The organism is Streptococcus sp. P25B114, assembly GCF_053010325.1.
Map to the genome: position 1 here is coordinate 18,725 of NZ_JBRKNW010000003.1, position 25,516 is coordinate 44,240.

A 25,516-nucleotide genomic window follows, 5' to 3' on the forward strand; every position below is an offset into this window, starting at 1 on the left:
TTATATATTGGTCAAGCCAGTTGATTCTTGGTAAACTAGTACTACTTTTGTAAAATGGAGGAAAATGACATGAAAAAGAAATGGCTTACTGGCCTCTTATCAACTGTAGCAGTTTTGACCTTGGCGGCTTGCGCCAATGGCGGAGCGTCCAATACAGGCTCTAGCTCAAAAGCTGCATCATCAGCAGATACGGAAACCTTTACCTATGCTATCGACGGCGACCCAAGTTCGACCAACCCGCTTAACACCAGCGACCGTTGGGGCTTGACCTTGACCAACTTTATCTACTCTCCATTGATTCGTATCGAGGCAGACGGTAGCTATGTCAATGAATTGGCAGAATCTTACGAGATTGCAGAAGACGGTCTTAGCATCACGGTTAAACTCCGTCAGGATGTTAAATGGTCAGACGGCGAAGCCTTTAACGCAGATGATGTTGTCTTTACTTACAATGAAAAAGTGAAGAAAGAAAATGGTGGTTCAGACGGCCTTTATATCAACGACCAACCTGTGACGGTTGAGAAGGTAGATGACTATACGGTCAAATTCGTCCTTCCAGCAGTATCTGCACCTGCCTTGGACAATATTGTAGCAGAGACCTACATTATCCCAGAGCACATCTTTAAAGATGAGGCAGACCTATCTGTTAACCAATTGAAGGCAACCCCTGTCGGTACAGGACCTTACAAATTTGTAGAGTACAAGAATGGTGAGTACATCAAGTTGGAAGCCAACGAGAACTACTACAAGGGTGAGGCAGAAATCGACAATCTGGTCCTTCGTATCATCGAAAGCCCAGATACGACTAAAGTTGCTCTTCAAACAGGTGAAGTAGATGCAGCTTTTGTTCTTCCGGCGGTTATCAAGGACTTGGACAAAGATACACTTGAAACCTATGCATATAGTGAAAACCGTGTTGGCTACCTGGGTCTCAATACGACGACTGAAGAGTTGAAGGATGTCAAGGTCCGCAAGGCTATTCTCTTTGCACTAAACAAGGATGAATTCAACCAGGCAGCTTACTTGGATAAAGAATACTATGAGACACCTTATTCCTTCCTTCCAGTTGCCAACCCATACAAGACAGATGATGTTGAAAAATATGAGCAAAATGTTGAGAAGGCCAAAGAGCTCTTGGCTGAAGCAGGTGTCAGCAATCTGACCCTCAACCTGGGTTACAACTCATCTGACGCAGCACAAACCCTACAAGCAACCTTGATCCAACAGCAATTGGCTGCTATCGGTGTAACGGTTGAATTGGCTGGTGGCGATTCATCTGCCCTCTTCACAGAATTGCGCAAGGAAGGCTCAACAGCCTACAATCTCTTCCTGGGTGGCTACATCATGGGGAATGACCCAGACCAATATGCTCGTCTCTTCAAGTCAGGTGGAGCGTCTAACTACTTCAAATTGACTTCACCAGAAATTGACGGCTACTTTGCAGAAGGCGCGGTTGAGCTGGATAAGGCTAAGCGTGAAGAAATCTATGACAATTTGCAGAAAGAATTGGCTAATCAAGCGGCTATCTACCCAATTGTGGACAACAAGAAAATCTTGGCTGTTAACAAGCGTGTGAAAAATGTCGAAGAGGCTGGTTTGGTCCCAATCTTTACCTTTGAAGATCCGTCTAAATTGACGATTGAATAAGGGAGTCTTTTGTTCAACAAGACGAATGGGCCTGACTAATCTTAGTCAGCCCATTCAAACAATAGTGGGAAGTTAGGTCCGAACTTTATAAGAACCTGTATTCACAAGTAAGGTACATTTAGATAGGAAATAGTTTTTTGCACATCAAGGCCGTTTTTCTAGAAATACTGTCAGTATTTCTAGAAAAACGAACGCTGAGTGGCAGAAAAATAGCCTTAGCTAAAGGTGCCGAGCTGTGAATACAGGTTCTAGGGTTTTGGCCGGCTCCCTTTTCGTGTTTTTGGAGGAACTATGTTTCGTTATATTGTAAAGAGGATTTTGCAGGCCATTCCTCTCTTATTACTCATTTCCTTTATCGTCTTTTCTCTGATTCAATTGGCCCCCTTTGATGTGATTGATTCCATGACAACGCCCAATATGGATCAGGAGCAAATTGACCTGCTCAAGGAACGGTATGGGCTCAACCAACCTTTCTTGGTTCAGTACGGTATCTGGCTAAAGGGCCTCTTGACAGGGGACCTTGGTTTTTCTCTGATGACCCAGCATTCGATTGGGGCGGATTTGGCGGAGAAAATTCCTAATACTATTTCGCTGGTCTTGCCTTCTTACTTGACTGCCCTGGTCTTGGCAGTGGCCTTGGGTTTGATTTCAGCCTCCCAGCGAGGGAAGTGGGCTGATAAGGTTATCGATGCCTTTGCCTCTATCGGGATTGCCATGCCGACCTTCTGGTTTGCCATGATTTTGATTTACCTCTTTGGTTATAAGTGGCGCCTCTTTCCTTTTATCGGTATGTATACCCTGGGCAAGGAAGGAGATTTTATGGATTTTCTCTCCCATTTCACCCTGCCCTATCTGACCTTGACCATGGCTTTCCTGCCAGAATTAATTCGTTTCATCCGGGCATCAGCCATTGTGGAGGTGGACAAGGACTATGTGACCGTACAAGAGGCTTTTAAGGCTAAAAAATCAGAAATCTTCGGCAAGCATGTGGCACGAAATGTCTTGATTCCTGTAGCCACTCAGGTGGGGATGGCCCTGCCTATGTTGGTGACGGGAGCTATCATTACAGAAACCATTTTTGCCTGGCCGGGAGTGGGACCTTATCTGACAGCAGCAACCAAGGCCCTGGACTATCCGGTGATTATGGCGGTTATGCTCCTGTCTGCCAGCCTTGTCATCCTGGGCAATCTCCTGTCGGATGTCTTGTATGCCCTAGTGGATCCCCGTGTCTGGAAAGGAGGAGAAAACTAATGTTGATACTCAAACAATTGAAGGCAACACTCAAAGAATCTCCCCTCTATCTCTTTTCAGTCATCTTTATCCTCTTTTTGGTAGTCCTATCTCTCTTGGCCCCCCTTATCCCTATCGATCCCAATCTGACGGATGTGACGCAGATGAACCAGGGACCGAGTGCGGAGCATTGGTTTGGAACGGACCAGGTCGGGCGTGACTACTTTATCCGCGTTATCTACGGTGGACGGATTTCCCTTTTAGTCGGTCTCATGGCCATGGTCGCCTCGGTGACAATCGGCAGCCTGGTCGGGATTACGGCTGGTTATCTTGGCGGAAAATGGGATAATGTCATCATGCGGATTGTTGAAGTTCTGTCTTCTATTCCCTGGCTGGTTTTGGTCATCGTGCTCAGCGTCTTCTTGAAACCTGGCTTGTCAACTATTATTATCGTTATTGGTGGCTTTTCTTGGATGAGCATTGCCCGAATTTTACGGGCCGAGACCATGAAAGCCAAGGTGGCAGACTATGTTGGCTATGCAGCCTTTATCGGTGTTAAAAAGCGGAAAATCATCTGGCGCCATATTTTACCAGCAATCCTCCCAACCTTGATAGTAACGGCATCGACCAGCATTTCGTCGGCCATTATGACGGAGTCTGCCCTCAGTTTCTTGGGAATGGGGATCCAGCAACCGCTGGCTTCTTGGGGAAGTCTCCTGCAAAATGCCCAGTCAACCTTGCAGAGTGCTCCACATATGGCAATCTTGCCTGGACTTTTTATCCTTCTGACCATTTATTCCTTTAACAATATTGGTGACTTGATTCGTGATTGCCTAGAAAGAGAGGTCTACTAATGACAGAGAATTTGATTAGCTTAAACAATCTGACCATTACCAATCAGAAACGGACCTCTCAAATGGTCTTGGTGGACGGTATTGACCTCAGCATTCCCAAGGGAAAAATCGTCGGTATCGTTGGCGAGTCGGGTTCTGGAAAGAGCTTGACCATGAAGTCTCTGATGGGGATTTTGCCCAAAGGTTTGGAGGCAAGTTATAGCAGCTTTGAGATGAACGGACAGGCTGTTGACAATCCAAAAGCTCTGCCCTTGTCCATGATTTTCCAGGATCCTATGACCTCTCTCAATCCCTTGCGGACCATTGGTTTTCATCTGAGGGAAGTGGTGCGTCGTTTCCAGCCAGGTTTGAGCAAGGACCAGGTGGAAACAGAAATATTATCGATTCTAGAAAAGGTTGGTATTGCGGATCCAGCTTTACGTCTCAAGCAATTTCCCTTTGAGTTTTCAGGTGGTATGCGGCAGCGTATTGTCATTGCTATGGCTTTATTAGCCAAACCACAGCTCTTGATTGCGGATGAGCCGACAACGGCCTTGGATGTGACTATTCAGGCTCAGATTTTGGCCCTGCTCAATGAGTTGCAGGAGTCCTTTGGCTTGACCATTGCCATTGTCAGTCATGATTTCAGTGTGATTGCTGGCATATGTGACCTGGTCTATGTTATGCGTCAGGGCAAGGTGGTAGAGAAGGCTAATGTGGAGACCATTTTTGCTGAACCGCAGCATGCTTATACCCAGGCCCTACTCAAGGCAGCCCGTTTGGAAACCTTTGACGGCAGCTTGCCAGTAGATAGTCCGACCAGTCAGTTGGTTGAGGTCGGTCCGGACCATTGGGTAAGAAAGGAGCAAGCAGATGCCTAAAGATATTATGGTAGAAGTTGCTGGTGTCAGCAAGACCTATCGGAAAAAATCCTGGTTGGGTCAAGAACAGGTGGTTCAGGCCCTGAAAGATATTGACCTGTCCATTTTCAAGGGGGAAACCCTGGGCTTGGTAGGTGAGTCAGGTAGTGGGAAATCAACCCTGTCCAAGATTATTTTGGGACTGGAAACAGCCAGCCAAGGGGACATTCGTTTTCCAAGCCTATCGGATCAGGAGCTGAAAAAACAGGCCTTGCAGGTCATTTACCAAGATCCCTATTCGTCTCTCAATCCCTACCTATCAGCCTTGGAATTGGTCAAGGAACCCCTCTACGCCCTGCCCAAGGAAGAGGCGGAAAGCAAGGCCTTGGCTATTCTGGAGCGGGTGGGAATCAGTGGGGATGCGGTTCACAAGCGTCCCAAATCCTTTTCAGGTGGTCAACGTCAGCGGATTGGGATTGCACGGGCGGTCGTCTCGCAGCCTCAGTTTGTGGTCTGTGATGAGCCAACATCAGCCTTGGATGTTTCCATACAGGCGACCATTTTGGATTTGCTACGGGGCTTGCAGGATGAATTTGGTTTGACCTATCTCTTTATCTCACACGATTTGACCTTGGTGCGGCACTTTGCAGATCGGATTGCTGTCATGTATAAGGGTAGTCTAGTCGAACTGGGTTCTGCGTCAGCTATTTTCCAAAATCCCCAGCACGCCTATACCCGCTATCTGCTAAAGTCCAATCTGAGTTTGAATCCAGCTCAGGCCCGGCAGGAATTGGCTGATTTGGCAAAGAATAAGCAGAGCCACGACTTTGTCACTCAAGGTCAGTGGTTAGAGGTGGAGGAGGGACATTTTGTCCTTTCAAGCCTTGATAAATAAAATTTATAACGAGATTGAAAATCTATATTAGACGATGTTTCTTGCTCGTGATAGAATAATAAAAAATTGATAGAGAGGATTTCCTATGAAGAAGGTTGTGATTGGTATTTCGGGTAATGAGCAAGAATTTCCAAGCAAATCGGGCCGTCATTATGTGACGGTGGCGCGTGAATTATCAGACGGTGTGCGTCAGGCTGGTGGCTTGCCAATCGTGATTCCTATGGGAAGTCCGGATTCGGCCAAGGATTACATTGACATGGTGGACAAGTTGATTTTATCTGGTGGTCAGCATGTAGACCCTAGCCTGTATGGCCAGGAAAAAGAGATTGACAGTGACGATTATTTGTTGGCGCGTGATGAGTTTGAATTGGCCTTGATTAAGGAGGCTCTTCGTCAGGGCAAACCGATTTTTGCGGTCTGCCGTGGGATGCAGTTGCTCAATGTGGCCCTGGGTGGTAGTCTGGAGCAGTCCTTGGAGGACCATTGGCAGAATGATTGGGCAGGAACCTCTCACCAGCTAGAAGTCGAGGGCCACAGCCGTGTCAGCCACCTCTTTGCCCAAGGTAGTCAAATCAATTCCTTCCACCACCAGCGGATCAAGGAATTGGCACCTGGTTTAGTAGCAACAGGACGTGATCCACGAGATGGGACCATTGAGGCTTATGAAAGCAAGGGCAAGCAGGCCCTCTTTGGCCTTCAGTGGCACCCAGAGTTCTTGTTTGAGGATTGCCGTCAACACCGCGAACTCTTCCAATACATTGTTGATCGATTTTAAGCTAACCAACTGCTCGATAGGGTGGTTGGTTTTTGCATGTTTTCAAAAGCTATAGTGAAACTGGGTTTTGATATAGTTAAAACTTATAACTATCTATAAAAAATACCAATTGGTCAGATTTCATTTTCTGTGTTAAGATAAATACAGTTCAAAAATTAAGGAGACTACTTTCTATGAAACTTAAAAAATTATTTACCTTTGCAGCAACAGCTGCCCTATCCATTGCGACACTTGCAGCATGTGCTCCAGCATCTGAATCAGGTTCAACTTCTTCAGATGCAGCGGAAACAACCTTGAAGGTTGGTATCATGACGCGCAATACTTACACGACTGATGTTTGGAACAAGGTTACGGAAAATGCTGCCAAAGAAGGTGTGAAGTTGGAGTTCACAGAATTCACAGACTATTCACAACCAAACAAGGCCTTGGCTGAGGGCGATGTGGATGTCAATGCCTTCCAACACATTTTCTTCTTGGATAACTGGAACACAGAAAACGGTGAAAACTTGCAGGTTGCGGGCTACACTCTTTACAGCCCAATTCGTTTCTACTCAGGTATCGCAGACGGTAAAGACAAGTATGCAGATGTCGAAGACCTTCCAGAAGGTGCTGAAATCGCAATTCCTAACGACCCAACAAACGGTAGCCGTGCCCTCTTCTTGCTTGAGTCACTTGGCTTGATCAAGTTGGAAGTTAAAGACGGTGACTTGGCATCACTTGCTGATATTACTGAAAATCCAAAAAATATCAAAATTACTGAATTGGATGCTAGCCAAACAGCTCGTTCATTGGAATCAGTTGACGGGGCAGTTATCAACAATAACTACGCTCAACAAGCAGGTATCGATACAGACACTGCCTTGTATATCGAGGAAAAAGGTCCAAATACAAAAGTTTGGTACAATGTTATCGCTGCTCAAGACAAGTGGGAAGAGTCAGATAAGGCTGACGCGATCAAAGCCCTTGTCAAAGCATACAACACTGATGAAGTTGGTAAGTTGATTGAGGACGGCTCTAAGAAAACAGATTTCCCAATCTGGAACGAAGCAGAATAAAAAGAATTAAACAACAGGATAGAGGCTGGGAGACCCCCAGCTTCTCTTCCTATTTTTGGAGGAGGTAGAAAAAATGGGACAGACAAATGAGCAGGCACAAATCGCAGCCTTCCAGGAAGACAAGATTGTCCAGGAGGGGATTGGGCATCTGAGAAAACTGATTAGTATGAAATCTATCTTTGCCCAGCAGATTGGTCTTTTGGAGGTTGCTACTTACCTCAAGAATTTGTTTGAAAGTGCAGGGGCAGAGGTTATCTTGGACCAGTCTCATACGGCTCCTTTTGTCATGGCTCGTTTTGCAGCGACGGTGCCCAATGCCAAGACCCTGATTTTCTACAACCACTATGACACAGTGCCGGCTGATAGTGACCAAATTTGGCTCAAGGGGCAACCCTTTGAACTGACAATGGACGAGACCCACATGTATGGCCGCGGGGTGGATGATGACAAGGGGCATATTACAGCTCGCCTATCCGCCCTTCAGAGCTATCAGGCTAAGCACGACGGTCAACTACCGGTCAATGTTATTTTCATCATGGAAGGTGCTGAAGAGTCGGCATCGGTTGATTTGGATAAGTATTTGGTCAAGTACAAGGACCAGTTATCAGGTGCCGACTTGCTCATCTGGGAACAAGGTCACCGAAATGCCCTCAATCAGCTAGAAATCGCTGGCGGAAACAAGGGAATCGTGACTTTCGATGTCTCTGTCCAATCGGCAGAGCTGGACATTCATTCGTCCTATGGCGGAGTGATTGACTCCGCTAGCTGGTATCTCTTGTCCGGCCTCCAGTCCCTCCGAAGTCCAGATGGTCGTGTCCTGGTGGATGGTCTCTATGACCAGGTTCAGGAGCCGAATGAGCAAGAGTTAGCCTTGGTAGAGGAGTTCGCCCTAACCAGTCCTGAAAATCTTACGGAGATTTACAGCTTGACCCTGCCAACACTCTTGGAAGAGCGAAAAGCATTTTTGAAACGCCTTTATTTTGAGCCGTCCATTACCATTGAGGGTCTTTCTACAGGCTATCTGGGCCAGGGAGTCAAGACCATTATTCCAGCCCAGGCTTCTGCCAAGATGGAGATTCGTCTGGTACCGGATTTGGATCCTCAGGATGTGCTGGACAAGGTCCGTCAACAGCTGGTGAAGAATGGCTTTGACAGGGTTCAGGTCGATTTCACCCTAGGTATCAAGAGCTACCGTAGCGACATGACTGCGCCAGCCATTGCCAAAGTTATCGAGTTAGCTAAAAAGTTGACGGTTGACGGGGTTTCGGTGTTGCCAACCTCGCCGGGGACAGGCCCTATGCATACAGTCTTTCATGCCCTGCAGGTGCCAATTGCTGGATTTGGACTGGGCAATGCCAATAGCCGAGACCATGCGGGCGATGAAAATGTAAAAATTGCTGACTATTATAGTCATGTTCAACTAATTGAGGAGTTAATAGCAAGTTATGAGTAAGGAAATGATTAAGCTAGATAATATCGATGTGACCTTTCATCAGAAAAAGCGCACGATTGAGGCGGTTAAGGATGTAACCATCCATATTAACCAAGGCGATATTTATGGAATTGTCGGCTATTCTGGGGCGGGGAAATCAACCCTGGTCCGTGTTATCAACCTCTTGCAGGTGCCGACAGCAGGTAAAATCACTATTGATGAAGATGTGATTTTTGAAGGTGATAAGGTTACGTTGACACCAGCCCAACTGCGAATCAAACGCCGTGAAATTGGGATGATTTTCCAGCATTTCAATCTGATGGCCCAGATGACTGCTGCGGAAAATGTGGCTTTTGCCCTCAAGCATTCTGGCTTGACCAAGGAAGAAAAGGCAGCCAAGGTTGCCAAGCTCTTGGACCTGGTTGATTTGGCGGACCGAGCAGAAAACTATCCGTCTCAACTTTCAGGTGGCCAAAAGCAGCGGGTCGCTATTGCGCGTGCCCTTGCCAATGATCCTAAAATCTTGATTTCTGACGAGTCAACCTCTGCCTTGGACCCTAAAACAACCAAGCAGATTCTGGCTCTCTTGCAAGAACTCAATGAGAAATTGGGCTTGACCATTGTCATGATTACCCATGAGATGCAGATTGTCAAAGACATTTGCAACCGGGTGGCGGTGATGCAGGATGGTCAGTTGATTGAGGAAGGATCTGTTCTTGAGATTTTCTCACATCCTAAGCAGGAATTGACCCAGGACTTTATCAAAACAGCAACAGGAATCGATGAAGCACTGGTCAAAATTTACCAGCAGGGGATTGTGCAAAATCTGCCGGAAGACAGTCTTCTGGTCCAACTCAAGTATTCGGGTGCCAGCACGGATACGGCTATTGTCAATGATTTGTATAAGATGTACCAGGTGACATCCAATATTCTTTACGGAAATATTGAGATTTTGGACCACACGCCAGTGGGTGAGCTAGTCGTTATCTTATCAGGTGAACCTGCCCAATTGCACCATGCCTTGGAGGCTGTGGCAGAGGCACAGGTAGAAGTGACTGTTTTGAAGGGAGCACAAGATGAATCAGTGGATTGAAACAACATTTGAAAATGTGATAAAAATGGGCTGGGATACGCCTTACGGTTGGTTGCCAGCCATTCAGGCGACCATTTATATGACCTTCTGGTCCTTTATCTTTGGAGGCCTTTTGGGCTTGGTCGGAGGTCTTCTTTTGGTATTGACAGGCCCTCGTGGCATTTTGGAAAACAAGTATGCGTTCTGGATTTTGGACAAGGTGGCCTCTCTTTTTCGGGCGGTTCCCTTTATCATCCTTTTGGCTGTCCTCAACCCTGTAACCCGTGCGATTGTAGGAACAGGTATCGGTCTCAAAGCTGCCTTGGTCCCTCTGTCCCTGTCTGTATTTCCATTCTATGCCCGTCAGGTTCAGGTTGTCTTGTCAGAGTTGGACCGGGGTGTGATTGAGGCAGCCCAGTCAGTAGGAGCCACTATTCCTGATATTATCAAGGTTTACCTACGCGAAGGTCTGCCAGACTTGATTCGTGTAACAACCCTGACTCTGATTTCCCTGGTTGGTTACACCGCTATGGCAGGTGCCATTGGTTCCGGTGGCCTAGGTAACGTCGCTATTTCCTATGGTTATAACCGTTCGGATGATGATGTAACCTTGGTTGCGACACTCCTCATCTTGATCATGATCTTCTTCATCCAGTTTGTCGGAGATTTTGTGACCAAGAAAATCAACCATCGTTAATAGACAGAAAACAAAGATGTTGGCTAATGGTTGATATATCTTTGTTTTTTTCATATCATAAATAAAAAAGAGGTGAATAGTATGGAATTTGAAAAATTAGTGCGGGGTGAGCCGGGGCAATATGTGGCATCCAGCGGTGCCATTAAAGAATTGCCAGCAAGATTGGTAATCTTCAAGCAGCCGGTCATTGTGACAGGGCAGAAATCCTATGCGGCCTTTGTCAAACACGGTGGCAATCAACCCAATTGGCCGGTGCTCTTCTATGACCAGACAGCCAGTCATGAAGATATGAATCGCTTGGCAGAAAAGGCTAAAAGTCTAGGTGCGGATGTCTTGATTGGCGTAGGTGGCGGCAAGGTCATGGATACGACCAAGGGGACAGCCGACCGTCTGGGTATTGAGGCGGTTTTTGTACCGACCCTGGTTTCTACCTGTGCCTGCTCGACCCCGCTCTTGGTGGCCTATCATCCAGACCATACCTTCAAGTCTATTGATTACTGCCAACGGTCGGGTTTTATGACGGTGGTGGATTATGACCTGCTGTTGGATTCGCCACGGGAGTTTTTCATTTCAGGCATTTCGGATACCCTGGCCAAATGGTATGAGCTGGAGGCGATTCACAGAGGGAAAAATCGTGCGGACCTGCCTGCCCTTGTTCAACTGGCGCTAGCGACAGCCAAGGTCTCGCTGGATATTTTACTTCAGGACACGGAGACAGCTGTTGCGGATTTTGACCAGAACAAACTTAGTCCAGCCTTTCAGCGGATTGTGGATACGACCTTTGCCATTGCGGCTAATGTCGGCTGTCAGACCAGCGACTATGTATCGGGGGCTCACGCTCTTCATAATGGATTGACCCTGCTCCATGAAACCCACAGCATTGCCCACGGACTCAAGGTTTCTTATGGGATTTTGGTGCAATTATGCCTGACGGGTGACAGGGATGAGGTCAGAAAACTCCTGCCTTTTTACCAAAAGAACGGCTACATATATTCTTGGAAACAGCTGGGTGTGACGGAGGATAGGGCAGCTGCTATGCAAAAGGTGGCTGAGTTTGCGACCTCTAGCAAGGAAAGCTACATCAATATTGATCAGAATATTCAAACTCAGGATGTGGTTAAGGCCATGTTGACCTTGGAAAGTCTGGTGGAGGAAGTCTATGGCTAGAAAAATCGGTATCATAGGTCTGGGCCATGTCGGAGCCACCCTCCTGCATGATTTGGTGGCAGGCAATCTCTTTGACGACTATGTCCTGATTGACAAAAATGAAGAGAAACTTGCGGCAGATATTCTGGATATGGAGGACCGTGTGGCCAATACGGGGCAGTCTGCCACTTTCATTGCCAATGATTACAGTGCTCTATCGGACGCAGATATTATCGTGTCGAGCCTTGGGAAAATCAGTCTCCAGGCCAATGCAGCCAATAGTCGCTTTGCGGAACTGCCTTTTACTAGTCAAGAGGTCAAAGAAGTCTCGAGCAAGTTGGTTGCTTCAGGTTTTTCTGGTATTTTGATTGTCATTACGAATCCCGTCGATGTCATCAGTCAGCTCTATCAGACCTATACTGGTTTTCCTCGCAATCGGGTGATTGGCACAGGTACCTTACTAGATACGGCCCGGATGAAACGTGCGGTGGGGCATCGATTTGGGGTCTCTCCGACGGCCATCTCAGGCTACAATCTAGGTGAGCATGGCAATTCCCAATTCACTGCATGGAGTCAGGTGGCGGTGGCGGGTCAGCCTATTCAGGCACTTTTGCACCAGAAAGAGATGGACCAGCTGGCAGAGGAGGCGCGCATGGGCGGACACACCGTATTTTTCGGCAAGGGCTATACCAATTTTGCCATCGCAGCGGCGGCCAAACGCTTGGTTGAGGCGGTTTTGGGCAATAGCAGAGCAGTGCTACCGGTTTCTCATTACCAGCAAGAGTACGGGGTTTATCTAGGTTATCCAGCAGTCATCGGCAGAGAGGGCATTGTAGACAGGGTGCGACTAGACTTGACACAGGAGGAATGTGACCTCCTAGCAGCATCTGCAAAGCAAATCAGTAGTCGAGTAGAGATTGCCCAGACAGGAGACTGGGATAGCTTGAGTTTGTGATATGGTAGTAGACAAAGCCCAGTAAATCTGCTATACTATTCAACAAGAAAGAAGGTTGTTTCAGCATCTTTGTTTAGCGAGCTTGGGAGAGTGGGAGCCGAGCCGGGGTGGAAATAATTGGCGCTTTCAGTGAAAAAATTATATAAAATGAAGTAATAAATTAGGGTGGAACCGCGTTCTCAACGCCCCTATGTCGCAAGGCAGGGGGGAGAGAAGGTGGTTCTTTTTCTGTTTTACCAGAGATGAAAGAGAAGATATGAAGAATTTTTATCTAGTGGATAGCCAAGAACAGCTGTTTAACTATCAGAAATTTGTCTCAAAATACGAGGCAAAATGGCATGACTATATCCATTTTCTAAGGAAGGAATATCAAGTTCGTGATTTGCCCCAAGCCCTTATCTGGGCAAATGAAGAAGCCGCAAGAAAATTACTTGGCCAAAGTCCCGTACCAGCCTACACTAATGATATCCGCATGGTCATGACACCAGACTTAGCAGTTTGGAAAAAGATTTACCAGCATCAACTAGATAGCTACGAGAACAGCCCAGACTTGCAGACATTGAGTGCTCACTACAAAGGTTTGTCGGAAAATCATCTGTTGCAAATTATCGGTCATGAGCTGGCGCATTGGTCAGACCTTTTTCTGGATGACTTTGCGGACTATGATGCAAACATCTGGTTTGAAGAGGGCATGGTCGAGTACATCAGCAGACAGTATTTTTTGACAGAAGAAGAGTTTGCTCAAGAGCGGTTTTGTAATCAGCTCTTGGTTGGCCTCTTTCAAGAAAAACACGGCTGGCATTCCTTGGATTCTTTTGGAAAATCCACTTACGAAGGAAATTACGCGAGTATTTTTTACGAGTACTGGCGAAGTTTTCTCACCATTGACCAGTTAGTAGAGAAAGTAGGTTCGGTCCAAGCACTTTTTGAAACCTATTATAAATGGGCACAGTCAGACCAAAGCATTTCGCTACTCAACTGGTTTGTGCAGGAAGAATTATTAGAAAAAGAAATTTAAAAAGAAACAGGAGTAACTTATGTCAAAGAAACTTACTTTCCAGGAAATTATCCTGACCTTACAACAATTTTGGAATGAGCAGGGTTGTTTGCTCATGCAGGCTTATGATACGGAAAAAGGTGCGGGTACCATGAGTCCCTACACCTTCTTACGTGCCATCGGTCCTGAGCCATGGAATGCGGCTTATGTTGAGCCATCGCGTCGTCCTGCCGATGGTCGTTATGGGGAAAATCCAAACCGACTTTATCAGCACCACCAATTCCAAGTCGTTATGAAACCATCTCCATCTAATATCCAAGAACTCTACTTGGAATCTTTGGAGCGTTTGGGCATCAATCCTTTGGAACATGACATTCGTTTCGTTGAGGATAACTGGGAAAATCCGTCAACTGGTTCAGCTGGTCTAGGATGGGAAGTTTGGTTGGACGGTATGGAAATCACGCAGTTTACCTACTTCCAACAAGTTGGTGGTTTGGCGACAGGCCCAGTCACAGCCGAAGTAACTTATGGTTTGGAGCGTTTGGCATCCTATATCCAAGAAGTTGACTCCGTTTACGACATCGAGTGGGCAGACGGCGTTAAATACGGTGAAATCTTCATCCAGCCAGAGTATGAGCATTCAAAATATTCCTTTGAAGTATCCGACCAAGACATGCTCCTTGAAAACTTCACTAAGTTTGAGAAAGAAGCAGAGCGGGCTTTGGAAGAGGGCTTGGTTCACCCAGCCTTTGACTATGTGCTCAAATGTTCTCATACCTTTAACCTGCTCGATGCCCGTGGAGCTGTGTCTGTAACCGAGCGTGCAGGCTATATCGCCCGTATCCGTAACCTTGCCCGTGTCGTTGCCAAGACCTTTGTGGCAGAGCGGAAAAAACTTGGCTTCCCACTTTTAGACGAAGCAACACGAGCAGAATTGTTGAAGGAGGATGCAGAATAATGACAAAGAATTTACTTGTTGAACTTGGTTTGGAAGAAATTCCTGCCTACATCGTAACCCCAGCCATGCACCAGTTGCGTGACCGCATGGCGACTTTTTTGACAGACAATCGCTTGGCTTTTGACAGCATTGATGTCTTTTCAACGCCACGCCGTTTGGCTGTTCGTGTGCGTGGTTTGGCAGACCAGCAGACTGATCTTACAGAAGATTTCAAGGGTCCTGCTAAGAAGATTGCCTTGGATGCAGATGGAAACTTCACTAAAGCTGCAGAAGGCTTTGTCCGTGGCAAAGGCTTGACGACAGCTGACATTGAGTTCCGCGAGATCAAGGGTGAAGAGTATGTCTATGTGACCAAACATGAAGCTGGTCAGCCAGCTAAGGCAGTCTTGGCGGGCATTCCAGAGGTTTTGAAGGCTATGACCTTCCCTGTCAGCATGAACTGGGCGTCCAACAAATTCGCCTACATCCGCCCTGTCCACACCTTGACCGTTCTCTTGGACGATGAAGCATTGGATATGGACTTCTTGGACATTACATCTGGTCGTATCAGCCGTGGTCATCGTTTCCTTGGAAATGAAACTGAGATTGCAAGTGCAGATTCTTACGAGGCAGACTTGCGTGCACAGTTTGTCATTACAGACCCCGCAGAGCGTCAAAATATGATCGTCGAGCAAATCAAGGCTATCGAGGACAAACACAACGTGACAGTCGAAATTGATGAAGATTTGCTCAATGAAGTTCTCAACCTGGTTGAGTACCCAACTGCCTTCATGGGTTCATTTGACACCAAATATTTGGAAGTACCAGAAGAGGTTTTGGTCACTTCCATGAAAAATCACCAACGTTACTTCGTGGTGCGTGATAAAGCAGGAAAACTCTTGCCAAACTTCATCTCCGTCCGTAACGGAAACGACCAACACCTTGACAATGTCATCAAAGGGAATGAAAAAGTCTTGGTGGCCCGTTTGGAAGATGGCGAATTCTTCTGGCGTGAAGACCAAAAACTCAAGATTGCTGACTTGGTGGAACGCCTCAAAGTCGTGACCTTCCATGAGAAAATCGGCTCACTTTACGAGCACATGGCACGCACAAAAGTCATCGCAGAAAAACTGGCTGACTTGGCTGGCTTGTCTGCGGATGAAAAAGCAGATGTGGCGCGTGCGGCAGACATCTACAAGTTTGACCTCTTGACAGGCATGGTCGGCGAGTTTGATGAATTGCAAGGGATCATGGGTGAGAAGTATGCCCTTCTTGCAGGGGAAAAACCTGCGGTGGCAGCAGCAATCCGTGAGCATTACCTGCCAAACTCAGCAGAAGGCGAATTGCCTGAAAGCAAGGTCGGAGCGGTCTTGGCACTGGCTGATAAGTTTGACACCCTCCTATCCTTCTTCTCAGTTGGCTTGATTCCGTCTGGTTCAAACGATCCTTACGCTCTTCGTCGTGCAACACAGGGTATCGTTCGAATCTTGGAAGCCTTTGGTTGGGAAATTCCATTGGATCAGCTGATTGCGGAACTCTACAGCTTGAACTTTGCTAGCTTGACTTACGACAACCAGCCAGCTGTGATGGACTTTATCCGTGCTCGTGTAGAGAAGATGATGGATAAGGCGATTCCGAAAGACATCCGCGAGGCTGTGCTTGCTAGCTCAACCTTTGTGGTCAGACTGCAACTGGCAGCCAGCTCTGCTATTTTCCAAAAATCAAAAGAGGCTGACTACAAGGAAGCCGTGGAAAACTTGTCACGGGTCTTCAACTTGGCTGAAAAGGCGGAGGCGACTGTCATTGACGAGGCCCTCTTTGAAAACGACCAGGAAAAAGCCCTTGCTGCTGCAGTGGCAGGCTTGGAGTTGACAGAAGATATGGCGGGCAACTTGGACAAGCTCTTTGCTCTCAGCCCAGTCATCGCGGCCTTCTTCGACAATACCATGGTTATGGTAGATGACGCAGCAGTCAAAGCCAACCGCTTGGCATTGCTGAAAGCCTTGGCGGACAAGGCTTCAGCAGTAGCTGTTTTCAATCTCTTGAATAGTAAGTAGGAGGTATTCATGGAACAAGCAAAAATCGATCGTATCAATGAACTGGCCCGCAAGAAAAAGGCGGAAGGCTTGACAGAGGCGGAGTTGCAGGAACAGGCAGCTCTTCGTGAGGAGTACATCGAGGGTTACCGCCGTAGCGTGCGTGCCCATGTGGAAGGTATCAAGGTCGTCGATGAGGACGGCAACGATGTGACCCCTGAGAAACTCCGCCAAGTCCAACGTGAGAAAGGCTTGCACGGACGTAGTTTGGATGATCCTAATTCCTAAGACAAAGAAAAGGCTTGAGTTTCGGCTCAAGTCTTTTGCTATATATAATTCAATTCCTTCGGCAGGGCGACGGTTTCTTGCCCCTCTTTATCGAATACCAATACTGTTGACGGGAAGAAGGGGTCGAATTTGTTTTGGAAATCAATGGTGAGAACCTCTTTATAGCCTTCCTGTGAAAAGGTAATGCTGAGTTTGCCCTTGCGATTTTTCAGGGAGAAGCGCAGAATCTTTTTCAAAGGCAGGACTCCTTTTAAATAATTGTCAATGATAAACCAAAAATGGTCGATCACTTCGCCAGGAAGGGAAGTGACAACGCCGAAGCTGGCATAGCGCCCTTTTGTCTCTTGAAATGCCATAGTAACCTCCTCTCAGGTAAGAAAAAAGCCTGAAAAACAGGATTTTCTTTATGAATGACTTTATCGATTTCGCAGTTCTAAATAGCGTTTGTACCAAATGTTGACATAGGCTGGAGAGAAGGGACCACGCTGATTGTTGATCCAGTCTACCAGGATTTTGACATTTTCCTTCAAGATATAGTCAATATCTGTCGAATAATTCATTGATTTCCGGTGGCGCTCGTACTCATCTACATCCAGCAATCGCTTTTCTCCATCCGCAAAGACTTTTACGTCTAGGTCATAGTCGATGTACTTCAAAGCCTCATTGTCTAGGACATAGGGACTGGCAAGGTTGCAGTAGTAAGAAACCCCGTTATCTCGAATCATGGCGATGATATTGAACCAATATTTTTTATGGAAATAGACAATAGCAGGTTCTCTTGTCACCCAACGTCGACCATCATTTTCAGTGACCAATGTATGATTATTGACTCCAATGATGGCATTTTCTGTTGTTTTTAGTACCATGGTGTCACGCCAGGCGCGATGAATTTCACCATCATGTTTATAACTTTGAATTGTAATAAAGTCGCCTTCTTTTGGTAATTTCACCTTGTTACCAACTTTCTACTATTACAATTTATCTTGACTATTATATCATATTTTTGGCACTTGGGCGAAATTTTTGTCATAGATAGTCGCGTAAAGCCGAACGAATGTCACCGTAATCATAGCCTTTTCGGGCCAGGGCTTGGGTCAGACGTTGTTGAAGCTCATAGCCTTCATATTTTCGGCTATATTTGCGGTATTGCTTGTCCAGTTCTTTTTCCAACAAATCGGCTTCTGCCTCCTCATCACTGTCCAAGTCCAAGTTAGCTACCACGCTTTTGGCCAGTCCATAGGAGAATCCCTTAGTCACCAGTCCTTGGGCAATCTTATCCTGCAGGGCGCGGAGAGGCAATTTGTGGCCATATTTTCGTAGAATCTTGTCTCCAACCTTTGCCGCTAGCTCAGAAAAGTCTGTATCTGTCAGTGCCTGGTCAATCAGGGATTTTTCAAGACCCTTGAGCTGCAATTTTTGCCGAAGGACAGCTGGCCCCTTGTCCCCGTTCAAGCTATTCTGCCGAACAAAAGTTTCCGCATAGGCTAGGTCGTTGACCCAGTTTTCCTCCTCTAGATTGCGCAAAATCGCTGGGATGGTGTTCTCATCAATTTCGTACTTTCGCAGATAGTCAGCCACTTCCTTCTTGGTCCGCTGCTTAAAGGAAATAAAATAAAGAGCCAGGTTTTTCCCATAAGAAAATTGGGCAAAGTCCCGAATCTCCGCCAACTCCTGTTCAGAAATTTCCTTGTCCTTGGTCAGCATAAAGCGTACAATGGTGTCCTCAGTGATATAGAGCTTATCTGAACTATCCAGCTCCAGCAAATAGAGCCTTTTTTTCTTTTCAATCTTTGTTACTCTCATTCTTTCATTATACAGGAATTTTCGGTAAAATAGAAACATGAATCTACAAGTAAACCAACGGATCCCTTTAAAAATCAAACGCATGGGAATTAATGGCGAAGGGATTGGCTTTTATAAGAAAACGCTAGTTTTTGTTCGAGGTGCCCTTAAAGGAGAAGAAGTCTTTTGCCAAGTGATATCTGTTAATCGTAACTTTGTTGAAGCCAAGATTCTTGAAATTAATAAAAAATCTAAGTTCCGTGTTGTGCCGGAATGCCCTATCTATGAAGCTTGCGGTGGTTGCCAAATTATGCATCTTCGCTATGATAAGCAGCTTGATTTTAAGGTGGATTTGCTTAAGCAAGCTCTCAAGAAATTTAAACCAGCAGGTTTTGAAAACTACGAGATTCGTCCAACATTAGGGATGGATAAGCCGCAGCATTACCGCGCAAAGTTGCAATTTCAAACCCGCTCCTTTGGAGGTTCCGTCAAGGCTGGGCTTTATGCTGAAGGAAGCCACCGACTTGTTTCTCTGGAAGATTGCTTGGTGCAGGATCAGTTGACGCAGGAAATCATTAACAAGATTACCAATCTTTTAGACAAATACAAAGTGCCTATCTACAATGAGCGCAAAATCCATGGGATTCGGACGGTCATGGTTCGTAAGGCAGAAGCTACCGACCAGGTTCAAATCATCTTTATTTCTAGCAAATGGGTTAATTTAACAGCTGTCATTAAGGATTTAATTGCAGCCTTTCCGCAAATCAAAACAGTTGCTTTTAACCTCAATACCTCCAAATCTAGTGAGATTTACGGTGCAGAAACGGAGATTCTCTGGGGACAAGACGCTATTGAAGAAGAAGTTTTGGACTATGGTTTCCAATTGTCTCCAAGAGCATTCTACCAGCTCAATCCTGAACAGACACAGGTGCTCTACGGTGAGGCAGTCAAGGCTCTTGATGTGAGTCCAGAAGACCACTTGATTGATGCCTATTGCGGGGTTGGTACTATTGGATTTGCCTTTGCCAAGCAGGTCAAAAGCGTGCGCGGGATGGATATTATCCCAGAAGCTATCCAAGATGCTAAGGAAAATGCGCGTCGTATGGGCTTTGATAATACCCATTATGAAGCAGGTAAAGCAGAAAAAATCATTCCTAAATGGTACCAAGAAGGTTATCGAGCTGATGCCCTTGTTGTGGACCCACCACGAACTGGTTTAGACGATGCCCTCCTCAAAACTATTGTTAAATACCAACCGAAAAAAATGGTCTACGTTTCTTGTAATGTCTCAACTTTGGCGCGTGATTTAACCCAGCTGACCAAAGTCTATGATGTTGACTATATTCAAAGTGTGGACATGTTTCCACATACCGCGAGGACCGAAGCGGTGGTTAAGTTGGTGAGGAAATGAGTCTATTACTGGCAGTCACGGATGATTTACCGACATTTTTCTTGAAATTTTCCTAAAAAATGTAAAGTAGGGAAAATCCCTACAAACTCTTGATTTCCGAACGTTTTTTTACTATACTAATGGTGGTTATAACCAATGAAAGAGGTGATAATATGGTTACCGAAGCAGGTGACAAACCGCTATATTTACAATTGGTAGACGAATTGGAAATGAAGATTCGGAATACCATGGAGCCGAATGATAAATTATCTTCTGAGCGCGAGTTAACTCATATTCATGGGGTGAGTAGGATTACAGTCCGCCTGGCAATTCAAGAATTGGAAAGAAGGGGACTTGTTTATAAAAAACATGGTAAGGGAACCTATGTTTCAGAGATAAGAGAGCCTGCTGTTGATCTGTCCTCTGCCTATAGTTTTACAGAGCAGATGCGGAAAATCGGCAAGGTTCCAAAGACCCAGATTTTGTCGTTGCTTGAGAAAAATGCGTCCGAGTATCTGGCCAAGCAGCTGCAAATCGACATCAACGAGCCCATCGTTGAATTAGAACGGATTCGCCTGGCTGATAATGTTCCAATGATGCTGGAAAAGACTTATATTCCAGCTGAAGTTGTACCTGGAATGACTGAAGAGCGCCTTAATCACATGCCGCTCTATGAAATATTTGCTGAAGATTACAATCAAACCATTCGGCTGGCAGAAGAAGAATTTTATGCCAGTATTGCACTAGACCATGAGGCCAAGGTCCTGGGCATTAAAAACAATAGTCCTGTTCTTCATATCACTCGGAAGACCTACAATCAAAAAAATAAGATTATTGAGTTTACCTTTAGTATTGCGCGGGCAGACCAGTTCAGATATAAGATTAGCCACGTCCGTCAAGAGTAGTGGATTTCTACATCAAGGCTATTGAATCAATATTAGTTTTTTTACGAAGACAGCGAGCTAGGACAGGATTACTGCCCTGGCTTTTTTGCAAGAAAAAGAGGGCTTTGAGCCCTCAGGTGATGTTTACGAGAATAATCGTTTAAATATTTTATTTGATGAGTATTTGAGCAGCTGCATGCCAATAAAACCACTTGGAATAGCCAAGCAGAAGGACAGGAAGGCAGGGATGTTCAGCGAAAGATACACGTAAGTTGCTAGAACCGTCAAAATACTAAAAACAACAATATTCACAAAAAATAATAATTCATTGATTCGTGGAAGACTGGATTCTCTTGCTTGGTACGCTTGATAAGGGGCCTGTTTCTCTTTCGGGATATACTCTTCAGTGGGGATTTGGTCAGGCCGATATTGTCTAAGTGCCATATCGTCTCCTTTATTTTGCTTTTCAAGAATACCATAAAATTGAGTGGAAACTGTAACAAGATTATTACAATATTGTTACAAAGAAATTAGAAAAGTCTGAAGATTAAAATTCAGGTCCGCTTCCTTTTTTAGAAAATCTTTGTGATATAATGAACATTATGAAAAATATTATTATAACAGCAACAGCTGAAAGCATTGAACAGGTCAAAGAACTGTTAGCAGCAGGTGTTGACCGTATTTATGTTGGTGAGGCAGACCATGCCCTCCGCATTCCGACCAATTTTTCCTATGATGAGCTTCGCCAAATAGCAGAGCTGGTTCACGAGGCAGGCAAGGAATTGACTGTCGCAGCCAACGCTCTCATGCACCAAGATATGATGGACAATATCAAGCCTTTTATGGAATTGATGAAAGAAATCAAGGTCGATTATCTGGTCGTTGGGGATGCAGGTGTTTTTTATATCAATAAGCGGGACGGCTACAATTTCAAGCTTATTTACGACACATCTGTCTTTGTAACATCCAGCCGACAAATCAATTTCTGGAAGGACCACGGCGCTGTCGAGGCTGTCTTAGCAAGAGAAATCCCATCGGCAGAACTCTTTGATATTTCGGAAAATCTGGAAATTCCTGCGGAAATATTGGTTTACGGTGCCTCTGTTATCCACCATTCCAAGCGGACCTTGCTCAAAAACTACTATAACTTCACTAAGGCGGATGAGACGGATTTGTCCAAGGAACGTGGACTTTTCTTGGCAGAACCTGCAGATCCAGAAAGTCATTATTCCATTTTTGAGGATAAACACGGAACGCATATTTTTATTAACAATGATATCGACATGATGACCAAGTTGACAGAGCTTTATGAACATGGCTACCGAAATTGGAAGTTGGATGGTATTTTTTGTCCAGGTCAGAACTTCGTCGAGATTGCCAAATTATTCGTCCAAGCGCGTGATTTATTGGAAAAAGGAGAATTCACCTACGACCAAGCCTTTCTCTTGGACGAACAAGTACGCAAGTTCCACCCAAGCCAACGCGGTTTGGACACCGGATTTTACGAATTTGACCGGAACAAGGTGAGGTAATAAAACAGTCCGGGGGACTGTTTTATCCCGAGCCTAGAAATAGAGAAGCGAGGCCAGTCCGGGGGACTGTTTTATCCCGAGCCTAGAAATAGAGAAGCGAGGCCAGTCCGTGGGACTGTTTTATCCCGAGCCTGTCAATGGGAAAGCCCGGTCCAGAGGGTTGTTTTAGTCATCGCCAATTCTTAGATTTTATCTTAATTCTATCCTGGTAACTGACTTAGTGTCGGCTTCTAAAGGAGCTTGACACTAAACGGAAAGTTCCATTGAACCTTTCCTAGTCAGTTACACTAGACAGCTAGGTCAAAAAGTGTCGTTTTGACCTAGCTATCGTCGCATATTTTAATTCAAATCAATCTATACTGGCAGAGCCAACTTTGCCACTTAATATAGGTAAGGTCCAAGTACGGAACCGCCTTTAGGCGAGTTCTAGGCCCTGCAATAGGTTTTCAAGTGGAAAAATATCGTTCCATTTGAAAACCGTCGCCAATTCTTAATTTTTATCTTAATTCTATCCTGCAAATAGAAAGAGGAATATTATGTCAAAAGCATTAAAGCGTCCCGAGGTCTTGTCACCTGCTGGGACATTGGAGAAATTGAAGGTTGCCATTGATTATGGTGCCGATGCTGTCTTTGTTGGCGGTCAGGCCTACGGTCTGCGTAGCCGGGCTGGGAACTTTACTATGGACGAGATGCGGGAAGGGATTGAATACGCCCACGCCCGTGGTGCCAAGGTCTATGTTGCGGCTAACATGGTGACCCATGAAGGGAATGAAGAAGGAGCGGGAGCCTGGTTCCGTGAACTGCGGGATATGGGCTTGGATGCGGTTATCGTGTCTGACCCAGCCCTCATCGTCATTTGTGCCACTGAAGCGCCGGGACTTGAAATCCATCTGTCCACCCAGGCTTCATCGACCAATTATGAAACCTTCGAGTTCTGGAAGGAATTGGGCTTAACCCGCGTTGTTTTAGCCCGCGAAGTGACCATGGAAGAGGTAGCTGAAATTCGTAAACGGACAGATGTTGAAATCGAAGCCTTTGTCCACGGTGCCATGTGTATCTCCTACTCAGGACGTTGCGTCCTCTCCAACCACATGAGCAAACGTGATGCCAACCGCGGCGGTTGCTCCCAGTCTTGCCGCTGGAAGTACAACCTCTATGACTTGCCATTCGGTGAAGAGCGTCGTTCGATTAAGGGGGAAATACCAGAGGAGTTCTCCATGTCTGCGGTGGACATGTGTATGATCGACCATATTCCAGACATGATTGAAAATGGGGTTGATAGCCTAAAAATCGAAGGCCGGATGAAATCTGTCCACTACGTGTCAACCGTAACCAACTGCTATAAGGCTGCGGTCGATGCCTATCTAGAAAGTCCAGAAAAGTTTGAAGCGATCAAACAAGACCTGATTGACGAGTTGTGGAAAGTAGCCCAGCGTGAACTGGCAACTGGTTTTTACTACAATCCACCAACTGAAAATGAGCAATTGTTTGGTGCCCGTCGCAAAATTCCTGAGTACAAATTTATCGCTGAAGTTGTTGCCTTTGACAAGGAAACCATGACAGCAACTATTCGTCAGCGCAATGTCATCAACGAAGGAGACCAAGTTGAGTTCTACGGGCCAGGTTTCCGTCATTTTGAAACGACCATTCAAGGCCTGCATGATTCCAATGGAGATAAGATTGACCGTGCCAATAAGCCTATGGAACTGCTGACTATTAAGCTAGACCGTGAAATCTATCCAGGCGATATGATCCGCGCCTGCAAGTCAGGGCTCATCAATCTCTATCAAGAGGACGGCAAGGCTGTTACTATTCGTGCATAAGAAAAAGGCTGGAGAAATTCAGCCTTTTGATAATTGTGATTTTTTGATGTTTTCTGGAACCAGAGAGATTTTTTTAATCTCATCAATCCGAATGATACTGGTCACGCGCCGTTTGAAATTTTTCATAATCAAGCGTTGTCGTTCCTTGTCATACTTGACAATATCCCCGGTAAAGCTACGTTCACCATAAATAACATGGATAGCAGCCTTCTTTTGAATGGCCAGCTCAAGATACTCTTGAATCTCTTCTCTGGTTGCAGGCTCCATAGGCTTTGGTTGGGATCTGTAAACCAGAAAATCATTGATACGGTCGAAAATGGATTCCAAAAACCTCTTCATGGCAATATCCTTTCAAACTTGCTATAATCATCTTATACAATTTTTATAAAAATGACAAGTGTTTGCGAACAAATAAGTGAAGGAGGTAACAAATGGCAGAATTTACATTTGAAATCGAAGAAAAACTCTTGGTCCTATCTGAGAATGATAAGGGCTGGACCAAGGAGCTTAATCGTGTGTCCTTTAACGGGGCACCAGCCAAATATGACATCCGCACTTGGAGTCCCGACCATACCAAGATGGGCAAGGGCATTACCCTCAGCAATGAAGAATTTCAAGTCATGCTGGATGCATTTACCAATTAGTAAGATGAGGAGCCTAAGCGATTAGGTTCCTTTTTCTCATAACTGGTTGGAGGAGTTTGTGTGCCACTGTGGCGAGGGAAATTTTTGCTAAATCAGGCAGGATGAAGGGCAGGACTGTCCAGACAAGTGTATCTGTCCAGCTAGCACCGCTGACCAGTTTGAATACTAAACATCCCAGTCCAAAGCAAGTAGCGGTTCCCAGCAGACAAGCCAGAAAGACCTGGAATGGAGAACTATTATTTGTCGTCAAGCTGGATGTGATAGCCGCGTAGGCCAAAAAGCCCCAGAGAAATCCAGCAGTCGGTCCGAAAAGATTGGCCACTCCACTTGACAATCCTGCGAATACAGGCAGTCCAATGGCACCCAAGGTCAGATAAATTCCGACACTTGCCAGGGCCAGTTTCCTTGGGTAGAGGCAGGCAATCAGGGCGATAGCCAGGGTTTGGAGAGTAAAGGGAACAGGACCAATGGGAAGGCTGATTTGTGAAAGGGCTGCAATGAGGGCCGCACCGATTGCAGTGTAGACCAAATGGAGAGTTGATTCTTGTTTCATGGGATGGTTATCCTTTTATAATAATTGGTTAACAAAATTATAGTTTGATTTTC

At 45.8% G+C, this 25,516-nt stretch carries 27 protein-coding genes; 21 read left to right on the forward strand and 6 right to left on the reverse strand.

The genetic code is table 11. The features are described 5' to 3' along the window. Positions 1–69: 69 nt before the first annotated feature. The 16 genes from ACVC7T_RS02090 (at position 70) to ACVC7T_RS02165 (ending at position 16,855) form a co-directional block, all read left to right on the forward strand. Positions 70–1,647, forward strand: coding sequence for an ABC transporter substrate-binding protein (locus ACVC7T_RS02090; RefSeq protein ID WP_447262390.1), 1,578 nt, complete (start codon positions 70–72; stop codon positions 1,645–1,647). A gap of 291 nt (positions 1,648–1,938) precedes the next feature. Beyond that, positions 1,939–2,898, forward strand: coding sequence for an ABC transporter permease subunit (locus ACVC7T_RS02095; protein ID WP_167786048.1), 960 nt, complete (start codon positions 1,939–1,941; stop codon positions 2,896–2,898). Continuing rightward, on the forward strand, positions 2,898–3,731 hold the full coding sequence (locus tag ACVC7T_RS02100; RefSeq protein ID WP_105138510.1) for an ABC transporter permease: 834 nt from the start codon (positions 2,898–2,900) through the stop codon (positions 3,729–3,731). Before ACVC7T_RS02095 ends, ACVC7T_RS02100 begins: the two co-directional genes overlap by 1 nt. Then, positions 3,731–4,591: an ABC transporter ATP-binding protein gene (locus ACVC7T_RS02105; protein ID WP_105160327.1), complete on the forward strand. Its 861-nt coding sequence runs from the start codon at positions 3,731–3,733 to the stop codon at positions 4,589–4,591. Before ACVC7T_RS02100 ends, ACVC7T_RS02105 begins: the two co-directional genes overlap by 1 nt. Continuing rightward, positions 4,584–5,465: an ATP-binding cassette domain-containing protein gene (locus ACVC7T_RS02110; protein ID WP_105160328.1), complete on the forward strand. Its 882-nt coding sequence runs from the start codon at positions 4,584–4,586 to the stop codon at positions 5,463–5,465. The genes ACVC7T_RS02105 and ACVC7T_RS02110 overlap by 8 nt, the downstream gene beginning before the upstream one ends. 85 nt (positions 5,466–5,550) lie before the next feature. Further along, positions 5,551–6,240 carry a gamma-glutamyl-gamma-aminobutyrate hydrolase family protein gene (locus ACVC7T_RS02115; RefSeq protein WP_257104109.1) on the forward strand — a complete coding sequence of 230 codons (690 nt, stop codon included), beginning with the start codon at positions 5,551–5,553 and terminating at the stop codon, positions 6,238–6,240. 173 nt (positions 6,241–6,413) lie between these two features. Then, a complete protein-coding gene (locus ACVC7T_RS02120) occupies positions 6,414–7,295 on the forward strand; it encodes a MetQ/NlpA family ABC transporter substrate-binding protein (RefSeq protein ID WP_394732256.1) in 882 nt (293 codons plus the stop codon). Between the two features lie 73 nt (positions 7,296–7,368). Next, positions 7,369–8,748 carry a M20/M25/M40 family metallo-hydrolase gene (locus ACVC7T_RS02125; RefSeq protein WP_105160330.1) on the forward strand — a complete coding sequence of 460 codons (1,380 nt, stop codon included), beginning with the start codon at positions 7,369–7,371 and terminating at the stop codon, positions 8,746–8,748. Beyond that, positions 8,741–9,820, forward strand: a complete 1,080-nt coding sequence (locus ACVC7T_RS02130; RefSeq protein ID WP_447262391.1) for a methionine ABC transporter ATP-binding protein — start codon at positions 8,741–8,743, stop codon at positions 9,818–9,820. Before ACVC7T_RS02125 ends, ACVC7T_RS02130 begins: the two co-directional genes overlap by 8 nt. Beyond that, a complete protein-coding gene (locus ACVC7T_RS02135; RefSeq protein WP_105110886.1) occupies positions 9,804–10,496 on the forward strand; it encodes a methionine ABC transporter permease in 693 nt (230 codons plus the stop codon). Before ACVC7T_RS02130 ends, ACVC7T_RS02135 begins: the two co-directional genes overlap by 17 nt. A gap of 81 nt (positions 10,497–10,577) precedes the next feature. Then, complete coding sequence (locus tag ACVC7T_RS02140) at positions 10,578–11,663, forward strand: iron-containing alcohol dehydrogenase family protein (protein ID WP_447262392.1); 1,086 nt, start codon at positions 10,578–10,580, stop codon at positions 11,661–11,663. After that, positions 11,656–12,597, forward strand: a complete 942-nt coding sequence (locus ACVC7T_RS02145; RefSeq protein ID WP_394732260.1) for an L-lactate dehydrogenase — start codon at positions 11,656–11,658, stop codon at positions 12,595–12,597. Before ACVC7T_RS02140 ends, ACVC7T_RS02145 begins: the two co-directional genes overlap by 8 nt. Before the next feature lie 256 nt (positions 12,598–12,853). Further along, the gene (locus tag ACVC7T_RS02150; protein WP_105160333.1) at positions 12,854–13,615 is read left to right on the forward strand and encodes an elongation factor Tu; all 762 of its coding nucleotides are present in this window, start codon (positions 12,854–12,856) and stop codon (positions 13,613–13,615) included. Between the two features lie 19 nt (positions 13,616–13,634). Then, the gene (glyQ, locus tag ACVC7T_RS02155) at positions 13,635–14,552 is read left to right on the forward strand and encodes a glycine--tRNA ligase subunit alpha (protein WP_002939388.1); all 918 of its coding nucleotides are present in this window, start codon (positions 13,635–13,637) and stop codon (positions 14,550–14,552) included. Next, entirely contained in the window at positions 14,552–16,588 is a 2,037-nt protein-coding gene (gene glyS, locus ACVC7T_RS02160) for a glycine--tRNA ligase subunit beta (protein ID WP_447262393.1), read from the forward strand. The genes glyQ and glyS overlap by 1 nt, the downstream gene beginning before the upstream one ends. 9 nt (positions 16,589–16,597) lie before the next feature. Continuing rightward, entirely contained in the window at positions 16,598–16,855 is a 258-nt protein-coding gene (locus ACVC7T_RS02165) for a DUF896 family protein (protein WP_099833091.1), read from the forward strand. Between the two features lie 38 nt (positions 16,856–16,893). Here ACVC7T_RS02165 and ACVC7T_RS02170 read toward each other — a convergent pair whose 3' ends face one another. The 3 genes from ACVC7T_RS02170 to recX form a co-directional block, all read right to left on the reverse strand. Further along, positions 16,894–17,211 carry a DUF960 domain-containing protein gene (locus ACVC7T_RS02170; protein ID WP_105110891.1) on the reverse strand — a complete coding sequence of 106 codons (318 nt, stop codon included), beginning with the start codon at positions 17,209–17,211 and terminating at the stop codon, positions 16,894–16,896. 60 nt (positions 17,212–17,271) lie between these two features. Next, positions 17,272–17,805: a nucleoside tri-diphosphate phosphatase gene (gene ntdP, locus ACVC7T_RS02175; RefSeq protein WP_172010073.1), complete on the reverse strand. Its 534-nt coding sequence runs from the start codon at positions 17,803–17,805 to the stop codon at positions 17,272–17,274. Between the two features lie 76 nt (positions 17,806–17,881). After that, on the reverse strand, positions 17,882–18,658 hold the full coding sequence (recX, locus tag ACVC7T_RS02180) for a recombination regulator RecX (protein WP_394733623.1): 777 nt from the start codon (positions 18,656–18,658) through the stop codon (positions 17,882–17,884). Between the two features lie 37 nt (positions 18,659–18,695). On the opposite strand from recX, the gene rlmD reads away from it, so the two are divergent. Beyond that, positions 18,696–20,048: a 23S rRNA (uracil(1939)-C(5))-methyltransferase RlmD gene (gene rlmD / locus ACVC7T_RS02185; RefSeq protein ID WP_447262394.1), complete on the forward strand. Its 1,353-nt coding sequence runs from the start codon at positions 18,696–18,698 to the stop codon at positions 20,046–20,048. A gap of 152 nt (positions 20,049–20,200) precedes the next feature. Continuing rightward, positions 20,201–20,932, forward strand: coding sequence for a GntR family transcriptional regulator (locus ACVC7T_RS02190; RefSeq protein WP_105110672.1), 732 nt, complete (start codon positions 20,201–20,203; stop codon positions 20,930–20,932). A gap of 123 nt (positions 20,933–21,055) precedes the next feature. Here ACVC7T_RS02190 and ACVC7T_RS02195 read toward each other — a convergent pair whose 3' ends face one another. Beyond that, positions 21,056–21,355 (reverse strand): DUF3270 family protein, encoded by a 300-nt coding sequence (locus ACVC7T_RS02195; RefSeq protein ID WP_105110673.1) that lies wholly within the window; start codon positions 21,353–21,355, stop codon positions 21,056–21,058. 158 nt (positions 21,356–21,513) lie between these two features. Between ACVC7T_RS02195 and ACVC7T_RS02200 the strand changes: the two genes are divergently transcribed. Together ACVC7T_RS02200 and ACVC7T_RS02205 are read left to right on the forward strand one after the other, a co-directional pair. Next, entirely contained in the window at positions 21,514–22,443 is a 930-nt protein-coding gene (locus tag ACVC7T_RS02200; RefSeq protein ID WP_105110674.1) for a peptidase U32 family protein, read from the forward strand. 536 nt (positions 22,444–22,979) lie between these two features. Next, entirely contained in the window at positions 22,980–24,266 is a 1,287-nt protein-coding gene (locus ACVC7T_RS02205) for a peptidase U32 family protein (protein WP_105123072.1), read from the forward strand. 18 nt (positions 24,267–24,284) lie between these two features. Here ACVC7T_RS02205 and ACVC7T_RS02210 read toward each other — a convergent pair whose 3' ends face one another. After that, entirely contained in the window at positions 24,285–24,605 is a 321-nt protein-coding gene (locus tag ACVC7T_RS02210; RefSeq protein ID WP_105123073.1) for a hypothetical protein, read from the reverse strand. A 92-nt stretch (positions 24,606–24,697) separates the two neighbouring features. Between ACVC7T_RS02210 and ACVC7T_RS02215 the strand changes: the two genes are divergently transcribed. Continuing rightward, positions 24,698–24,910, forward strand: coding sequence for a YdbC family protein (locus ACVC7T_RS02215; protein ID WP_105123074.1), 213 nt, complete (start codon positions 24,698–24,700; stop codon positions 24,908–24,910). A gap of 13 nt (positions 24,911–24,923) precedes the next feature. Here the strand turns inward: ACVC7T_RS02215 and ACVC7T_RS02220 are convergent, their stop codons facing one another. Then, entirely contained in the window at positions 24,924–25,463 is a 540-nt protein-coding gene (locus tag ACVC7T_RS02220) for a biotin transporter BioY (RefSeq protein WP_447262395.1), read from the reverse strand. Positions 25,464–25,516: the final 53 nt, after the last annotated feature.

Excerpts from the sequence above, each read along its gene's own strand:
- ACVC7T_RS02090 (WP_447262390.1), top strand. The coding sequence starts at position 70 with ATGAAAAAGAAATGGCTTACTGGCCTCTTATCAACTGTAGCAGTTTTG.
- ACVC7T_RS02095 (WP_167786048.1), top strand. The coding sequence starts at position 1,939 with ATGTTTCGTTATATTGTAAAGAGGATTTTGCAGGCCATTCCTCTCTTA.
- ACVC7T_RS02100 (WP_105138510.1), top strand. The coding sequence starts at position 2,898 with ATGTTGATACTCAAACAATTGAAGGCAACACTCAAAGAATCTCCCCTC.
- ACVC7T_RS02105 (WP_105160327.1), top strand. The coding sequence starts at position 3,731 with ATGACAGAGAATTTGATTAGCTTAAACAATCTGACCATTACCAATCAG.
- ACVC7T_RS02110 (WP_105160328.1), top strand. The coding sequence starts at position 4,584 with ATGCCTAAAGATATTATGGTAGAAGTTGCTGGTGTCAGCAAGACCTAT.
- ACVC7T_RS02115 (WP_257104109.1), top strand. The coding sequence starts at position 5,551 with ATGAAGAAGGTTGTGATTGGTATTTCGGGTAATGAGCAAGAATTTCCA.
- ACVC7T_RS02120 (WP_394732256.1), top strand. The coding sequence starts at position 6,414 with ATGAAACTTAAAAAATTATTTACCTTTGCAGCAACAGCTGCCCTATCC.
- ACVC7T_RS02125 (WP_105160330.1), top strand. The coding sequence starts at position 7,369 with ATGGGACAGACAAATGAGCAGGCACAAATCGCAGCCTTCCAGGAAGAC.
- ACVC7T_RS02130 (WP_447262391.1), top strand. The coding sequence starts at position 8,741 with ATGAGTAAGGAAATGATTAAGCTAGATAATATCGATGTGACCTTTCAT.
- ACVC7T_RS02135 (WP_105110886.1), top strand. The coding sequence starts at position 9,804 with ATGAATCAGTGGATTGAAACAACATTTGAAAATGTGATAAAAATGGGC.
- ACVC7T_RS02140 (WP_447262392.1), top strand. The coding sequence starts at position 10,578 with ATGGAATTTGAAAAATTAGTGCGGGGTGAGCCGGGGCAATATGTGGCA.
- ACVC7T_RS02145 (WP_394732260.1), top strand. The coding sequence starts at position 11,656 with ATGGCTAGAAAAATCGGTATCATAGGTCTGGGCCATGTCGGAGCCACC.
- ACVC7T_RS02150 (WP_105160333.1), top strand. The coding sequence starts at position 12,854 with ATGAAGAATTTTTATCTAGTGGATAGCCAAGAACAGCTGTTTAACTAT.
- glyQ (WP_002939388.1), top strand. The coding sequence starts at position 13,635 with ATGTCAAAGAAACTTACTTTCCAGGAAATTATCCTGACCTTACAACAA.
- glyS (WP_447262393.1), top strand. The coding sequence starts at position 14,552 with ATGACAAAGAATTTACTTGTTGAACTTGGTTTGGAAGAAATTCCTGCC.
- ACVC7T_RS02165 (WP_099833091.1), top strand. The coding sequence starts at position 16,598 with ATGGAACAAGCAAAAATCGATCGTATCAATGAACTGGCCCGCAAGAAA.
- ACVC7T_RS02170 (WP_105110891.1), bottom strand. The coding sequence starts at position 17,211 with ATGGCATTTCAAGAGACAAAAGGGCGCTATGCCAGCTTCGGCGTTGTC.
- recX (WP_394733623.1), bottom strand. The coding sequence starts at position 18,658 with ATGAGAGTAACAAAGATTGAAAAGAAAAAAAGGCTCTATTTGCTGGAG.
- rlmD (WP_447262394.1), top strand. The coding sequence starts at position 18,696 with ATGAATCTACAAGTAAACCAACGGATCCCTTTAAAAATCAAACGCATG.
- ACVC7T_RS02190 (WP_105110672.1), top strand. The coding sequence starts at position 20,201 with ATGGTTACCGAAGCAGGTGACAAACCGCTATATTTACAATTGGTAGAC.
- ACVC7T_RS02195 (WP_105110673.1), bottom strand. The coding sequence starts at position 21,355 with ATGGCACTTAGACAATATCGGCCTGACCAAATCCCCACTGAAGAGTAT.
- ACVC7T_RS02200 (WP_105110674.1), top strand. The coding sequence starts at position 21,514 with ATGAAAAATATTATTATAACAGCAACAGCTGAAAGCATTGAACAGGTC.
- ACVC7T_RS02205 (WP_105123072.1), top strand. The coding sequence starts at position 22,980 with ATGTCAAAAGCATTAAAGCGTCCCGAGGTCTTGTCACCTGCTGGGACA.
- ACVC7T_RS02210 (WP_105123073.1), bottom strand. The coding sequence starts at position 24,605 with ATGAAGAGGTTTTTGGAATCCATTTTCGACCGTATCAATGATTTTCTG.
- ACVC7T_RS02215 (WP_105123074.1), top strand. The coding sequence starts at position 24,698 with ATGGCAGAATTTACATTTGAAATCGAAGAAAAACTCTTGGTCCTATCT.
- ACVC7T_RS02220 (WP_447262395.1), bottom strand. The coding sequence starts at position 25,463 with ATGAAACAAGAATCAACTCTCCATTTGGTCTACACTGCAATCGGTGCG.